This is a genomic window from Pseudomonas sp. NY15181, assembly GCF_048068055.1.
Classification (GTDB): domain Bacteria; phylum Pseudomonadota; class Gammaproteobacteria; order Pseudomonadales; family Pseudomonadaceae; genus Pseudomonas.
The window spans coordinates 144314-158150 of sequence record NZ_JBLUPT010000009.1 but is presented as its reverse complement, the minus strand read 5'-3'; the positions used below and the strand labels follow the sequence as shown (position 1 = coordinate 158150).

Below are 13837 nucleotides of genomic sequence, written 5' to 3'. Positions count from 1 at the left end.
GGAGCAATTCATGCAACGTCTGACAAACAAGATCGCCATCATCACCGGAGGCGCCCGCGGCATGGGCGCCGAAACCGCCCGTCTGTTCGTCGCCGAAGGCGCCCAGGTGGTCATCGCCGACCTCCTGGAACAGGAAGGTGCGGCCCTGGCCGCCGAGCTGGGCGACGCCGCCAGCTTCCAGCGCCTGGACGTCAGCTGCGAGGAAAACTGGCAACGCGTGGTGCAGGCCACCCTGGAGCGTCATGGACGAATCGACGTGCTGGTGAACAACGCCGCCGTGCTGGTGTTCGGCGCCATCGAACAACTGTCCAAGGCGGAGTTCGAACGGGCACTGTCGATCAACCTGACCGGCACCTTCCTCGGCATCCACAGCGTGGCGCCGATCATGCGCGAACAGGGCCGTGGCTCGATCGTCAACATTTCCTCGGTGGACGGCCTGCGCGGCGTCAACGCCCTGGCCGCCTACGTATCGAGCAAGTGGGGTGTGCGCGGCCTGACCAAGGTCGCGGCACTGGAACTCGGCCCACACGGCGTGCGGGTCAACTCGGTGCATCCGGGCGGCGTCGACACCGTGATGTCCAACCCCACCGGCGCCTCGCGCGACGAACTGGCCGGGCAGTACCGCACGGTGCCGCAGCAGCGCATCGGCGCGCCGGAGGAAATCGCCCGCGCCACGCTGTTCCTCGCCAGCGACGAAGCCAGCTACTGCAACGGTAGCGAACTGTCGGTGGATGGCGGCGTGGCGGCCGGCGCCTACTACGCCGGACTGCCGGGCTCGCCGATCTAGACCGCAGCGGGCGGCCCCATATCAAGGGGCTGCCCGCCCTGCTTCTCGCCAGCGAGTGCTGGCGCCACAGCACTCTCCCCCCTGATAGCCACGCCCGACCTCCCGGGTGCCCCTCGCCCATTCGCCTGGCCGCCCAAATCCCAGGCAAAAAAAGACCCGGCCGAAGCCGGGTGAAGGAAGGGGCGGCACAAGCCCCACACTCGAGAGCAACTCAACAAAGCAATTCAATCGGGGAAACGCACCCTCACCTCGCGGCTACCGGCGCGGCCCTGGCAGGCCAGGGTCCAGCCTTCGGCGAGCTCGGCGGCGCTGAGCACGTCGTTGCGCGGCAACATCACTTCGCCCTGCTCCACCTTGCACATGCAGGCGCCGCAGAAGCCCTCCTCGCAGGAGGCCGGCGGCGCAAGGCCGGCGCGGCGGCAGCTTTCCAGCAGGGTTTCACCGGGGATGCAGGTCACCTGGTGCTCCTCGCCGTCCAGCGCCACCACCAGGCTTTCCGCACCAGACTCGGCGGCGGCGCTGCGGGCCTGCTCGCTGGCCGCTTCCAGCGCGTCCGGATCGGGCGGCGAGACGAAGCGCTCGACATGGATGTGCGCGGAATCGACGCCTTCACGCAGCAGCGTGCTTTCCACCGTATCCATGAACGGGCCGGGGCCGCAGATGAAGCATTCGGCCTCTTCCCAGCCGCGCAGCAGATGACGCACGTCGCTGGCGGCGAGGAAGCCCTGCAGGTTGTCCAGCACGTGGATCACCTGCAGGCGCTCGCCGTGCTCGGAGACCAGGCGGCGCAGCGCGTCGCGGAAGATCACCGCGTCGGTATCGCGGTTGGCGTACACCAGGCGGATGCGGCAGTCGCGATGGGCCAGCGCCTCGCGCAGGATGGAGAACACCGGGGTGATCCCCGAGCCGCCGCCGAACAGCAGCAGGTCACGGGTCTGCTCGCCGAGGTGGAAGTGGCCGGCAGGCGGCAGCACTTCCAGCTCGTCGCCCGGACGCACGCGTTCGTTCATCCAGTTCGACACCCGGCCACCGGCCACGCGCTTGACCGTCACCCGCAGCGTTTCGTCCAGCCCAGGCGTGCTGGACATGGAGTAGCAACGCGTCAGGGTCTTGCCGTCGAGCGCCACGCGAAAGCTGAGGAACTGCCCGGCGCGATACGAAAAGCGCCCGGCCAGCTCCGCCGGCACGCGCAGCACCAGCGAGCGCGCGTCGGCGGTTTCCTCGATGACATCGGCCACCTCCAGGCGGAAGGTTCCGGCGGCGGTTGGCGCCGCTTGCGGCGCCAGAGTCTGCGCACTGCCCATCGCCACGCTCCGTCAGACGCCGCTGATCAGCTGGGCGTTGTCCACGCGCAGCTCGGCGCCGCTGATGAAGCGCGACTCGTCCGAGGCGAGGAACAGCACCACGTTGGCGATATCCCGCGGCGCGCACATGCGGTTCATCGGGTCGGCGTCGAGCGCCTCCTGGGGAATCGGCTGACCGCCGGCCAGGGCCTGGGTCATGGGCGTGTTGACGCCGTCCGGGTGCACGCTGTTGCAGCGGATGCGGTAGCCCTGCTGCTTGCAATGTACGGCGATGGAGCGGGTCATGGCCGCGACGGCGCCCTTGGACGCGGAGTAGGCGCAGAACGCCGCCATGCCGCCCAAGGCTGCCACGGAGGACATGTTGACGATGGAGCCGCCGCCGGTTTCCTTCATCGCTTCGATGGCGTATTTGCAGCCGAGGAAGTAGCCATCGCCGTTGATGGTCTGCACCTTGCGCCACAGTTCCAGGCTGGTGTCCTCGATGCTGGCCACGGCCAGGATGGCGGCGTTGTTGACCAGTACGTCGAGGCGACCGAAGCGCTCCACGGTGCTCTTGATCACGTTCTTCCAGTCGCTTTCGCTGGCGATGTCGTGGCGGATGAACAGCGCGTTGTCGCCGATCTCGGCGGCCAGGGCGCGGCCGGCTTCTTCATTGAGGTCGGTGATCACCACGCGGGCGCCTTCGGCGGCCAGCAGCAGGGCGTCCTCGCGGCCGATGCCGCTGGCCCCGCCGGTCACGATGCACACTTTGCCTTGGACTCGATTCATGCTTGTTTTCCTTCAGGCGGTTTCAGGGATGGCGGCCTTCGCGCGGGCTGCCGCATGGGCGGCGACGCGACGGCCGGAATACACACAGTCGGCGATGGACAGGCCGGACAGGTAAAGGTTGGAGGCAACGCCCACGGCGTTGCGGCCGGCGCTGTAGAGCCCCGGAATCGGCGCGCCGGCGTTGTCCAGCACGCGGCCGCTGCGCTCGCAGACGCGCAGGCCGCCAAGGGTGATGGCCGGGCACGGGTAGAGCTTGCTGTCCACCGACAGGTCCAGGGCGTACCAGGGGCCGTCATCCATGTCGGCGAGCATCGCCGGGGACTTGCCGAAGGCGTCGGTGTGCTCGCCGCGGGCGGCGCGGCTGTATTCCTCAAGGGTGTGCCGGAGGTTCTCCGCCGGCACGCCGATGGCGCGGGCCAGGGCGGCGGGCGTATCGCCACGGCGACGGTTGAACAGCAGGTTGAGCAGCACCGGCAGGCGCTGGAACGACCAGACCTTGCCCGGCCCCACCTGGCGCAGGGATTCCTTGAGCAGCGCGCGGTCGAGGATCAGGATGGCGCGGCCGCCCTGCTCTTCCACCATGGCGTGGCCGAGGGTGGCGCCGTAGACCTCTTCGTTGCAGTAGCGCTCGCCCTGGGCGTTGACGACGACTCCACGGGCCCAGGCCAGCGGCGGGTTGATGAAGCGCCAGGCGCTGACCTTCTCCAGGCGCTGCGCCGCGGCGCCCACGCCAAGGCCCAGGCGGATACCGCTGCCGTCGCAACCCGGCGTGCCCAAGGGCAGCGCGGGAAGGTATTGCGGCGCGTGTTCGGCGATCATCTCGCGGTTGAAGACGAAGCCACCGGCACTGAGCAGCACGCCCTTGCGCGCACGGATCAGGATTGGCTCAGCGTGTTTGAGTTCGATACGGCGCAGCGCGGCGGTCAGGCGTTCGGCCAGCGGCGGCGCGTAAGGATGCACGGCCGTGGCCATGCGGCCCAGCCAGGCATGACGGCGCGCCGCCAGGCTGCCCGGCGGCAGGCGCCAGGCTTCGACGCCAACCACGGCGCCACTGGCATCCTGCACCAGCCGGCGCACCTGGCACTGGCTGTAGAGCTGCACGCCCTTCTCCCGCGCGGAAGTGCGCAGGGCGGAGAACAGCGCCGCACCGGACATGCCGGCACCCTTGGTGCGATGTCCGCGCGGTGCCGGGCGAGCCAGGCTGGCATAAGCCGGCACCGACTCGTTGCCCGAGTAGTAGAGGTAGTAGCGGTCGCTGGGATAGGAGGTCTTGTGCGGCGGCACACTGCCCTCGAAGCGCGCGCCATGGCGCTCCAGCCAGGCCAGCTGCTCGACGCTGCGTTCGCAGAAGTCGCGCAGGGTCTCGGCCTTCACGGCGTCGCCGACCTCGCCACGCAGGTAGCTGAACATGGAGTCCGGGTCGTCGTTGTAGCCGGCGTGGGCCTGGTACCGCGTACCGCCGCCAGCGTAGACCACCCCGCCGCTGCGCGCGGTGGCGCCGCCGCCGGTGAAGCGGTCCAGGGCCAGCACCTCAAGACCGCGCTCGCGGGCCTCCAGCGCGGCGCACGCACCGGCGCCGCCGAAGCCGACCACCAGCAGGTCGGTCTGCGCGTGCCAGTCCGGTTGCGCATCCTCGCTCAGGCGCAGCGGAGCGATCGGCCGGGTGCCGCTCATGGCATTCAACCCGCGGCTGCCACGTTCACCGGCTGCACGGCGACAGCGGTGGTGTAGGTGCCGTTCACGTAGATCAGCGGGGTGATGCGCGGGTTGTTGCGGATCTCGCGGATGCGCCCGATGAAGATGGTGTGGGTGCCGTAGGCGAAGCTGCCGTCCTGCTCGCAGATCACGCTGGACTGGGCGTCGGCCAGGTACGGCACGCCGCATTCGGAGGAGCGCCAGTCGCCGCTGGCGAAGCGGCCCTCGCCTTTCACCGGGCCGCTGCACAGATGCGACAGATGCTCCTGTTCCTGGCCGAGGATGTTCACGCAGAAGTCCGCGCCGGCTTCCAGCACGCGGTGCAGCGAGGCGGTCTTGTTCACGCAGATCAGCAGCGACGGCGGCTCGGTCGACAGCGAATCCACCGCGGTGGCGGACATGGCGAAACGCTCGCTGCCATCGCTGGTGGTGATGATGGTCACCGACTTCGCCAGCCGGCGCATCGCCTGGATCATGTCGGCTTTCAGATTGTCTTGGCTCATCGCACGGGACCTCGCTGGGGCTTGTTGGCTCTAGGTGTTGTGCGATGAATTCTGTGACCGGGTCGGGGACTCAACATCGTCCGAGGGGACTAGTCGCCCCGGGGCGCCGCGGCGAGGGCGCATATGGTCCGTTTGTAGGATGTCGGGCCGGTCCTGCGTTGTTCAAATGCCAGTGAAGGCCCCCCTGCGTAGCCGCGTGGTGGCCAAGCGCAGGCCCTGCGGGGCAACCACAGGAGAACAACAAGATGCTCGACCAGGATTTGATCCGCCAGCGCCTCCGCCAGCGCGCCCGCGAGCTGGTGCCGGTGCTGCGCGAACGCGCCGCCGATGCCGCGCGCCAGGGCCAGCTGCCGGAGGAAACCATCCGCGATTTCCACGAGGCTGGTTTCTTCCGCATCCTCCAGCCGGCGCGCTGGGAAGGCTACGAGCTGGAGCCCAAGGACTTCTTCGAAGTGCAGATGACCCTCGCCGAGGGCTGCATGTCGTCCGCCTGGGTGCTGGGCGTGGTCGCCATCCATAACTGGCAGCTGGCCCTGTTCGACGACCGCGCTGCGCAGGACGTCTGGGGTGGCGACTCCAGCGTACTGATCTCCTCCTCTTATATGCCGGTGGGCAAGGTCACCCCGGTGGAAGGCGGCTTCCGCCTGTCCGGTCGCTGGGGTTTCTCCAGCGGCAGCAAGCACTGCCAGTGGGCCTTCCTCGGCGCCATGGTGCCGCCGAGCGAACCGGGCGGCGCGCCGGACTACCGCACCTTCCTGGTGCCGCGCAGCGACTACCAGATCCTCGACAACTGGAACGTGATGGGCCTGGAAGCCACCGGCTCCCACGACGTGCTCGTCGAAGACGCCTTCGTCCCCGACTACCGCACCCACCGCGCCATCGACGGCTTCATGCAGAACAGCCCGGGCAACGCGGTGAACACCTCGCCGCTGTTCCGCCTGCCGTTCGGGCAGATCTTCGTGCGCGCGGTGTCCTCCTCGGCCATTGGCGCGCTGCAGGGCGCGGTGAACCTGTTCGTCGAGCACAACCGTGCCCGCGTCGGCGTCAACGACGGCCGCAAGATGGGCCAGGACCCGGGCGCCCAGCAGGCGCTGGCGGACGCCATGGTGGTGGCCGACGAGTGCCGCACCGTGCTGCTGCGCAACTTCGAGCTGATGATGCAGCGCGCCCGCGATGGCGAGCCGCTGACCATGCCCGAGCGGGTGAAGATGCGCTACGACTCGGCCCTGGTGGCGGACAAGTGCGCCCGCGCGGCCGGCGCGCTGATGTTCAACAGCGGTGCCTCCACCATCTTCCGCGAGCACCCGATCAACCGCACCTTCCGCGACATCCATACCGGTCGCGCGCACGTCGCCAACAGCCCGGCCAAGTACGCCTGGAACCTGGGCGGCGTGAGCATGGGCATGGACAGCACCGACTTCTTCCTCTGAGCCGATACCCAAGAACAAACCGGCGTTTCGGCGTAGTCCATTCGGGCGATTCCGAGGCGCCGGCGAACACTGAACATGGTCCACGAGGCTGAGCCCGTCGGCCGCAACTACAACAAGGGACGCATCCCATGAAATTCTCTCTGATCTACGAAGCCCAGACCCTGGACAGCACCCGTGAAGGCGACCGCCGGGTATTCGACGAGACCGTCGAACAGGCCGTGCTGGCCGACAAGCTCGGCTTCGACACCTTCTGGTGCGTGGAGCACACCGCGCTGACCAACTATTCCCACATGTCCGCCCCGGAGACCATGCTGGCCTTCGTCGCCGGCAAGACCGAGCGCATCGGCATCGGCCACGGCGTGGTCTGCCTGCCGCCGGCGATGAACCACCCGGTGAAGGTCGCCGAGCGCATCGCCACCCTCGACCTGCTGTCCAAGGGCCGCGTGCACTTCGGCGTCGGCAAGGGCGGCACCCAGCAGGAAGCCGGCACCTTCGGCTACGACCTGGCCACCCTGCAGCCGCAGATCGACGAAGCCATGTACCTCATCCCGAAGATGTTCGTGCAGGACGAGATCGAACATAACGGCGAATACGTGAAGATCCCCAAGCGCCCGATCCATCCCAAGCCCTACCAGGACCCGCACCCGCCGATGTACCTGGCCTGCACCAACACCGAGTCGCTGAAGAACGCCGGCGGCCGTGGCATGGGCGCCCTGGTGCTGGGCTTCGGCGGCCCGGAAGAGATCGCCAAGAAAGTGGCCGTGTACCACGAAGCCTGGGACAACCGTGACGCAGCGGACCAGGTCGGCTTCCGTCCCAACCGCCACATCGCCGCCCTGTGCCCGGCCATCGTCCTGGACGACAACGAGAAGGCCCGCGCCATCGGCATCCGTGGCCAGCGCTACTTCATGGAATCGCTGGCCTACTGGTACGCCGGCGGCGAGCGCCCGGACCCGGCCAAGTGGCAGGACGACACCTTCGTCGACGGCAACGGCCAGGCGGTGATCCGCTCGCGCTTCGCCTCCGAGGAAGTCTCCGTGGACTTCTCCGACCCGACCATGGCGATGATGAACCCCAACCACGCCTACGGCACCGTGAACGACTGCATCGGCTACGTGCAGCGCCTGATCGACGCCGGCGCCGATGAAATCCTCTTCATCTGCCAGATGGGCACCGTGCCGCAGTGGGCGCAGCTGGAAACCCTGAAGAACATCGGCGAGAAGGTCATCCCCTACTTCCGCGACAAGGCCAAGAACGCCTGAACAGATGTTCCGCCCCGTTCCTGACGGGTCGGACAGGGCAAGCACGGGGCGGCGCCAGTTTCGGGCCGCCCCGTTTGCGTTTAGCCTCAGCGCATCGCGGCAATCAGCCCACGGAACTCCTGTTCCGAGAAGCCACGCAGGGTCTGCGTGCGGATGTTGCCCAGCGACGCCACCTTGAGCAGCAGCGTGGTGGCCACGTCCTCCGCGCCTTCCACGATCAGCACCATGTCATAGCCACCCGTCGTCCAGTAGGCGGCCTTTACCGAGATGCCGAGCTGCTCGGCCATTGCCCTGAAGGCGGCGTAGCGGTCCGGCGAATCCTTGACGTTGCGGATGCCCTGGTCGGTGAAATTCACCAGGGAAATGAAGGTAGCCATGGTTCAGCTCCTGTCGAGTGCATAGGCGACGGTCGATGGCGCGGAAGCCACTGCACCGGAAGAAGGCCGCCACCCTTCCCGACATGCACGCGCGCGGCGTCCCCAGCACCGCGAGCCACGTCGACCAACACTCATCCGACGACCTCCTCAGAACAGGATTAGCAGCCCTGGCGCGCCCCGGCACGACCGCTGATCCGCTGCCCCACGGGCGACTTGCCGAACACCCACCTATACTTTTCAGCCCATGGCCCGCCCTTCGGCTCGCGCGGCCCGTCCAGACACCCCCAAGCCCACACGGAGAATGGATATGTCCCTACGAATTGGCGATGAGGCCCCCGACTTCACCGCAGACAGCACCGAAGGCACCCTGAACTTCCACCAGTGGATCGGCGATCACTGGGCGATCCTGTTCTCCCATCCGAAGGACTTCACTCCGGTCTGCACCACCGAGCTGGGCTACGTGGCCCGCCTGAAGCCCGAGTTCGACAAGCGCAACACCAAGGTGGCGGGCCTGAGCATCGACCCGGTCAGCGACCATCACGCCTGGGTCGGCGACATCGCCGAGACTCAGGGCCACGCGGTGAACTTCCCGTTGATCGGCGACGACGACCTGAAGGTGGCCAAGCTCTACGACATGATCCACCCCAACGCCAGCGGCGGCCCGCGCACGGCGGTGGACAACGCGACGGTGCGCTCGGTGTTCCTGATCGGCCCGGACAAGAAGATCAAGGCCACGCTGACCTACCCGATGAGCGCCGGACGCAACTTCGACGAAATCCTGCGCCTGCTCGACGCCATCCAGCTCAACGCCAAGCACACGGTGGCGACGCCGGTGAACTGGAAGCCGGGCGAGGATGTGATCATCCCGACCTCGGTGTCCAACGAAGACGCGCAGAAGAAATACCCGCAGGGCTTCAAGACCCTAAAACCGTATCTGCGCGTGGTCGCCCAGCCCAAGTGACCTCCCTCCTCCACGGCAACAGGGAGGAAGGCGCCACACCGGCCGGCTAGTCCACACAGACGATGGCGCCGGCCGGCACCCACTGCATGGTTGCACTCCCCACCCGAACGGGTCATGTCGAAAACGAGGAGCTTTGCCATGCAGAAGGTCATCTACCTACTTTGGCGTGACAATCGCGTCGACGCCGAGGACTTCTTCCGGCAGTTGCGCACGGAGCTGGCCGATCGCCTGGTCCGGCTGGGCGCACACAACCTGCAGCTCAACCTGGATGACGCCGACGTGCGTCCGGCCGATGGCCTGCGCCAGGAGCAGGCCGGCGAGCTGCCGCACGCGGTAGTGAGCTTCTGGGTCGACACCGCCGCGGGCGAATTCCGTCGCCCCTACGACGAGGCGCTGCAGGCCGCCTGCGCACGGATGGCCGGCTACCTGGTCTGCGAATCGGTGCCGATCCGCAACACCCGCTTCCCCGCCCAGGCCGGCCAGCGCACCCACGGCTTCTCCCAGCTGGCGTTTCTCCAGCTGCCGCCGCGCCTGACCCACGAGGCCTGGCTGGGCATCTGGCAGAACCATCACATGCGGGTAGCCATCGATACCCAGGACAACTTCCTCTACGTGCAGAACCTGGTGGTGCAGGTGCTCACCCCCGGCGCCACGCCGCTGGCGGCAATCGTCGAGGAAGGCTTCCCGCCGGCGGCGATGACCGACCCGATGGCCTTCTTCGACGCCCCGGGCGACGAGGCGAAGTTCCAGCACAACCTCGCGGTGATGATGGACAGCTGCCAGCGCTTCATCGACTTCGACCAGCTGGGCGTGGTGCTTACCAGCCAGTACCCGCTCTAGCTCCGCACGCCGGGCGGAGCCCAGGCTCCGCCCCTTCGCGGCTGCCATACTCAATGGCATGAACCGCGCCATCTTCCGCTTCTACGAGGAGCTCAACGACTTCCTGCCCGCCGGCCGGCGCCGGTGCGAGTTCGCTTGCGCCTGCCCGGACGGGGCGACGGTCAAGCACATGATCGAGGCCCTGGGCGTGCCCCACACCGAGGTGGAGCTGATCCTGCTCGACGGCGAGTCGGTGGACTTCGACCGTGCGATCCTCGATGGCGACCGCCTGGCGGTCTACCCCATGTTCGAGCGCCTGGACATCAGCCCGCTGCTGCGCGTGCGGGCCAGCCCCCTGCGCGTCCTGCGCTTCGTCGCCGACGCCCACCTGGGCGGCCTCGCGGCACTGCTGCGCATGAGCGGCTTCGACACCCTGTACGAGAACGCCTTCGACGACGGCGAGATCGCCGAGATCAGCGCGCACCAGGGACGCATTGTGCTCACCCGCGACCGCGAGCTGCTCAAGCGCAGGATCATCAGCCACGGCTGCTACCTGCACGCGCGCAAGCCACGAGAGCAACTGGTGGAGCTGTTCGAACGGCTGGACCTGGCCCGCAGCGCCCGCCCCTTCAGCCGCTGCCTGCGCTGCAACCACCCGCTGCACGAACTGCCGGCGGAACAGGCCCGCACCCGCGTGCCGCCAACGGTGGCCGAGCGGCATGCACTGTTCCTCTCCTGCGACCACTGCGACCAGGTGTTCTGGGAAGGCTCCCACTGGCGCAGCATGCGGGCGTTGCTGGAGCCGTTGCTGCACAGCGGTCTTTCGTAGGGCGTACAACCGTTCGCGGCTGTACGCCGCTACACCCATGCCATCGTCGACTGCGTGGCCAATTCAGGGGCAGGCACAATGCCAAGCTCAACTCCGATCAAACCGGCAGCCAAGGCCAATCGGCGTATAACGCGGAGCCTTATACGCCCTACGTTTCCGGAGATCCTGTGGCTCCGGCAAGTGCAATGGAATCAACCCTCGGCAGCGCCGGTGCTACAGTGGCAGACCTGTTTCCTCAGCCAGTGAGCGCACGATGACGACGGCCGCCTTCTACCCCGTGGGAACCCCTGGCCAGCCCTGGGGCGAAACCGAGCGAAACCAGTGGCGGGCACGCCAGTCGCGCCTGCGCCGTTACGACGAGGACGTGCTGCCGCGCATCGAGGCGCTGTCCGACCGTTTCGAGAAAATCGCCTATGGCCGGCTCGACTATGCCGGCGAGAGCTACACCCTGTACGCCCTGCGCAGCCGCGACTGGAACCCCGCGCTGCCCGCTGCCCTGGTGACCGGCGGTGTGCATGGCTACGAAACCAGCGGCGTGATGGGCGCGCTGGGATTCCTGGAACAACGCGCTATCGAGTACGCCGGCAAGGCCAACCTGCTGGTGGCGCCCTGCGTGAGTCCCTGGGGCTACGAACGCATCAACCGCTGGAACCCTGATGCCATCGACCCGAACCGCAACTTCCGCGCCGGTGGCCCCGCCCGCGAGTCCACCGCGCTGATCGAACTGGTCGCCCCGCTGCGCGGCCAGTTCCTGCTGCACATCGACCTGCACGAGACCACCGACAGCGACGCCAGCGAGTTCACCCCGGCGTTGGCCGCGCGTGATGGCAAGGCGCACGAGCCGGAGCGGGTTCCGGATGGTTTCTACCTGGTCGATGACCGCGAGAACCCGCAACCGGCCTTCCAGCAGGCGATCATCGCCGCGGTCGAGCGGGTGACCCACATCGCGCCGCCGGACGACAAGGGCGAGATCATCGGCTCTGCGGTGGTCGCACGCGGAGTGATCGAGTACCCGTTGACGGAATACGCCCTGTGCACATCCATCACCGGCGCGCGCTACACCAGCACCACCGAGGTCTACCCGGACAGCCCGCGCACCAGCCCCCAACAATGCAATGACGCGCAGATTGTCGCCGTCTGCGCAGCACTGGATTACGCCCTGGCGCATGCCTGAGGCCGGCACCGGAACCTTACGGACCGGCAGCCCAGGCTGAGTGTCGTAGTCAAACTTCACGTAGGGCGTACAACCGCTCGCGGTTGTACGCCGATACGCCCATCCCATCGCCAACTTCGTGGTCGAGCCTGGGACAACCCCAATGCCAGGCTCAACGCCGAGCAGACCGGAGTCCGAGGCCAATCGGCGTATAACGCGGAGCGTTATACGCCCTACGCTCCTCCGCGCCAGTCCCATCGCCGGACGTGCAATGCGTTCCGTGCAGCCTCACCTGCACTGCACCGACGCTGGAAAACCACTGCCTGACGCCCGCCTCCTCCGGTTCGCGGAACGCATCCGCCGCAATGTAGTGAACACTACCAAAAATAACGTATTGCCAATTTATGAAGCGCATTATACAAATAGAGCACACCAAGGGACGCCACCATGCTCACACTCAAAGACCGCCTGAACTCCCCTGAAGTCGATCTCACCAAAGCCGAGCGCAAGGTCCTGCGTGCCCTGCTCGACGACTACCCGCGCCTGGGCCTGGGACCGATGTCGCGCCTGGCCCGCCAGGCCGGCGTGAGCGACCCGACCATCCTGCGCCTGGTGAAGAAACTGGGGTTCGCCGGCTACAGCGATTTCCAGAACGCCCTGATGGCGGAAGTGGATGACCGCCTGCGCTCGCCGCGCACGCTGCTCGCCGGGCGCCGCGAGGGGATGAACCACAACGACGCCTGGTCGAACTTCCTCAGCGACGCCAGCGAAGGCATCCAGCGCACCCTGGCGCTGACCCAGGCCGACGACATCCGCCTGCTCGGCGACTGGCTGCTCGACACGCGCGTTCGCGTGCTCTGCCACGGCGGTCGCTTCAGCCGCTTCCTCGCCGGTTATCTGGTGGCGCACCTGCGCATGCTGCGCCCGGGCTGCCTGCTGCTGGACGACGGCGCCGCACTGCCGGACCAACTCAACGACATCGACCGCCAGGTGCTGGTGGTGGTGTTCGACTACCGCCGCTACCAGGCCCAGGCATTGGGCGTGGCCAAGGCCGCGAAGGCTCGCGGCGCGCGCGTGGTGCTGTTCACCGACGTGTACGACTCGCCGCTGCGCGAGTTCGCCGACCTGATCGTCAGCGCACCGGTGGAGTCGCCCTCGCCCTTCGACACCCTGGTGCCCGCCACGGCCCAGGTCGAAGCACTGATTGCCAGCCTGGTGGCGCGCATGGACGGCCACCTCGATGAACGCCTCGAAGGCATCGATCACCTGCGTGCTGCCTTCGGCAGCCACATCCTGGAGGAATAACCGTGTTCAGCCTGCCCCACCAGTCGCCCCGCGACCTCCCGTTCACGCCCGGCCAGACCGCCATTCTGTTCGTCGACATGCAGAATGCCTGGGTCGTGCCCGGCCGCGACGCTCACGTCGATCCGCTTGAGCACCGCTACTTCTACGATCGCGTGGAAGCGACCGTGGTGCCGAACCAGCAGCGCCTGCTGGCCGCGATGCGCGAGGTGGGCGGCGAAGTCCTGCACACCATCATCGAAAGCCTCACCGCCGACGGGCGTGACCGCTCGCTGGACCACAAGCTGTCCGACATGCACCTGCCCAAGGGCAGCCCGGATGCACAGGTCATCGACGCCCTGGCGCCTGCGGAAAACGAAATCGTCCTGCCCAAGACCTCCTCGGGCGTCTTCAACTCCACCGCCATCGACTACGTGCTGCGCAACCTGAACACCCGCCACCTGATCGTCTGCGGCGTGGTCACCGACCAGTGCGTCGACATGGCGGTGCGCGATGCCGCCGACCGCGGCTACCTGGTCACCCTGGTGGAAGACGCCTGCGCCACCCACACCCCCGAGCGCCACCAGGCCTGTCTCGACGCGATCAAGGGCTACTGCTGGATCGCCGAAACCGACACCGTGCTCGCACGAATCGCTGCGCTGGCCTGA

The 13837-nt window shown here is 67.5% G+C and carries 14 protein-coding genes; 9 read left to right on the top strand and 5 right to left on the bottom strand.

The window, feature by feature from the left end:
- The first annotated feature begins 10 nt into the window (after nt 1-10).
- Nucleotides 11-787 carry a glucose 1-dehydrogenase gene (locus tag ACNFBT_RS20475; RefSeq protein ID WP_416752466.1) on the top strand — a complete coding sequence of 259 codons (777 nt, stop codon included), beginning with the start codon at nt 11-13 and terminating at the stop codon, nt 785-787.
- A 224-nt stretch (nt 788-1011) separates the two neighbouring features.
- On the opposite strand, the gene ACNFBT_RS20470 is transcribed toward ACNFBT_RS20475, so the two are convergent.
- Genes ACNFBT_RS20470 through ACNFBT_RS20455 form a run of 4 tightly spaced genes read right to left on the bottom strand, consistent with a single transcriptional unit; the run spans nt 1012 to nt 5057 of the window.
- Complete coding sequence (locus ACNFBT_RS20470; protein ID WP_416752464.1) at nt 1012-2091, bottom strand: 2Fe-2S iron-sulfur cluster-binding protein; 1080 nt, start codon at nt 2089-2091, stop codon at nt 1012-1014.
- A 12-nt stretch (nt 2092-2103) separates the two neighbouring features.
- Nucleotides 2104-2859: a glucose 1-dehydrogenase gene (locus tag ACNFBT_RS20465; protein ID WP_416752462.1), complete on the bottom strand. Its 756-nt coding sequence runs from the start codon at nt 2857-2859 to the stop codon at nt 2104-2106.
- Nucleotides 2860-2871: 12 nt separating this feature from the next.
- The gene (locus tag ACNFBT_RS20460; protein ID WP_416752460.1) at nt 2872-4533 is read right to left on the bottom strand and encodes an FAD-binding protein; all 1662 of its coding nucleotides are present in this window, start codon (nt 4531-4533) and stop codon (nt 2872-2874) included.
- A 5-nt stretch (nt 4534-4538) separates the two neighbouring features.
- Nucleotides 4539-5057 carry a flavin reductase family protein gene (locus tag ACNFBT_RS20455; RefSeq protein ID WP_416752458.1) on the bottom strand — a complete coding sequence of 173 codons (519 nt, stop codon included), beginning with the start codon at nt 5055-5057 and terminating at the stop codon, nt 4539-4541.
- Nucleotides 5058-5302: 245 nt separating this feature from the next.
- Here ACNFBT_RS20455 and ACNFBT_RS20450 point away from each other — a divergent pair, with 245 nt between their 5' ends.
- Nucleotides 5303-6487, top strand: a complete 1185-nt coding sequence (locus ACNFBT_RS20450; protein ID WP_416752456.1) for a flavin-dependent monooxygenase — start codon at nt 5303-5305, stop codon at nt 6485-6487.
- Between the two features lie 128 nt (nt 6488-6615).
- Entirely contained in the window at nt 6616-7749 is a 1134-nt protein-coding gene (locus tag ACNFBT_RS20445) for an LLM class flavin-dependent oxidoreductase (protein ID WP_416752454.1), read from the top strand.
- 86 nt (nt 7750-7835) lie between these two features.
- Here ACNFBT_RS20445 and ACNFBT_RS20440 read toward each other — a convergent pair whose 3' ends face one another.
- Entirely contained in the window at nt 7836-8126 is a 291-nt protein-coding gene (locus ACNFBT_RS20440) for a GYD domain-containing protein (protein ID WP_416752452.1), read from the bottom strand.
- Nucleotides 8127-8433: 307 nt separating this feature from the next.
- Here ACNFBT_RS20440 and ACNFBT_RS20435 point away from each other — a divergent pair, with 307 nt between their 5' ends.
- From ACNFBT_RS20435 to ACNFBT_RS20410, 6 genes are all read left to right on the top strand, one after another.
- A complete protein-coding gene (locus ACNFBT_RS20435; protein ID WP_416752451.1) occupies nt 8434-9087 on the top strand; it encodes a peroxiredoxin in 654 nt (217 codons plus the stop codon).
- A 138-nt stretch (nt 9088-9225) separates the two neighbouring features.
- Nucleotides 9226-9927, top strand: a complete 702-nt coding sequence (locus ACNFBT_RS20430) for a hypothetical protein (protein WP_416752449.1) — start codon at nt 9226-9228, stop codon at nt 9925-9927.
- A gap of 58 nt (nt 9928-9985) precedes the next feature.
- Nucleotides 9986-10735: a Mut7-C RNAse domain-containing protein gene (locus tag ACNFBT_RS20425; protein WP_416752447.1), complete on the top strand. Its 750-nt coding sequence runs from the start codon at nt 9986-9988 to the stop codon at nt 10733-10735.
- Nucleotides 10736-10988: 253 nt separating this feature from the next.
- Nucleotides 10989-11909: a M14 family metallocarboxypeptidase gene (locus tag ACNFBT_RS20420; RefSeq protein ID WP_416752445.1), complete on the top strand. Its 921-nt coding sequence runs from the start codon at nt 10989-10991 to the stop codon at nt 11907-11909.
- Between the two features lie 426 nt (nt 11910-12335).
- A complete protein-coding gene (locus tag ACNFBT_RS20415; protein ID WP_416752443.1) occupies nt 12336-13193 on the top strand; it encodes a MurR/RpiR family transcriptional regulator in 858 nt (285 codons plus the stop codon).
- Nucleotides 13194-13195: 2 nt separating this feature from the next.
- Nucleotides 13196-13837, top strand: coding sequence for an isochorismatase family cysteine hydrolase (locus ACNFBT_RS20410; protein ID WP_416752441.1), 642 nt, complete (start codon nt 13196-13198; stop codon nt 13835-13837).

What these genes read in the sequence shown, in the direction of transcription:
- ACNFBT_RS20420 (WP_416752445.1), top strand. Translation starts at nt 10,989, where the DNA reads ATGACGACGGCCGCCTTCTACCCCGTGGGAACCCCTGGCCAGCCCTGG.
- ACNFBT_RS20415 (WP_416752443.1), top strand. Translation starts at nt 12,336, where the DNA reads ATGCTCACACTCAAAGACCGCCTGAACTCCCCTGAAGTCGATCTCACC.
- ACNFBT_RS20460 (WP_416752460.1), bottom strand. Translation starts at nt 4,533, where the DNA reads ATGAGCGGCACCCGGCCGATCGCTCCGCTGCGCCTGAGCGAGGATGCG.
- ACNFBT_RS20470 (WP_416752464.1), bottom strand. Translation starts at nt 2,091, where the DNA reads ATGGGCAGTGCGCAGACTCTGGCGCCGCAAGCGGCGCCAACCGCCGCC.
- ACNFBT_RS20425 (WP_416752447.1), top strand. Translation starts at nt 9,986, where the DNA reads ATGAACCGCGCCATCTTCCGCTTCTACGAGGAGCTCAACGACTTCCTG.
- ACNFBT_RS20440 (WP_416752452.1), bottom strand. Translation starts at nt 8,126, where the DNA reads ATGGCTACCTTCATTTCCCTGGTGAATTTCACCGACCAGGGCATCCGC.
- ACNFBT_RS20475 (WP_416752466.1), top strand. Translation starts at nt 11, where the DNA reads ATGCAACGTCTGACAAACAAGATCGCCATCATCACCGGAGGCGCCCGC.
- ACNFBT_RS20430 (WP_416752449.1), top strand. Translation starts at nt 9,226, where the DNA reads ATGCAGAAGGTCATCTACCTACTTTGGCGTGACAATCGCGTCGACGCC.
- ACNFBT_RS20435 (WP_416752451.1), top strand. Translation starts at nt 8,434, where the DNA reads ATGTCCCTACGAATTGGCGATGAGGCCCCCGACTTCACCGCAGACAGC.
- ACNFBT_RS20445 (WP_416752454.1), top strand. Translation starts at nt 6,616, where the DNA reads ATGAAATTCTCTCTGATCTACGAAGCCCAGACCCTGGACAGCACCCGT.
- ACNFBT_RS20455 (WP_416752458.1), bottom strand. Translation starts at nt 5,057, where the DNA reads ATGAGCCAAGACAATCTGAAAGCCGACATGATCCAGGCGATGCGCCGG.
- ACNFBT_RS20450 (WP_416752456.1), top strand. Translation starts at nt 5,303, where the DNA reads ATGCTCGACCAGGATTTGATCCGCCAGCGCCTCCGCCAGCGCGCCCGC.
- ACNFBT_RS20465 (WP_416752462.1), bottom strand. Translation starts at nt 2,859, where the DNA reads ATGAATCGAGTCCAAGGCAAAGTGTGCATCGTGACCGGCGGGGCCAGC.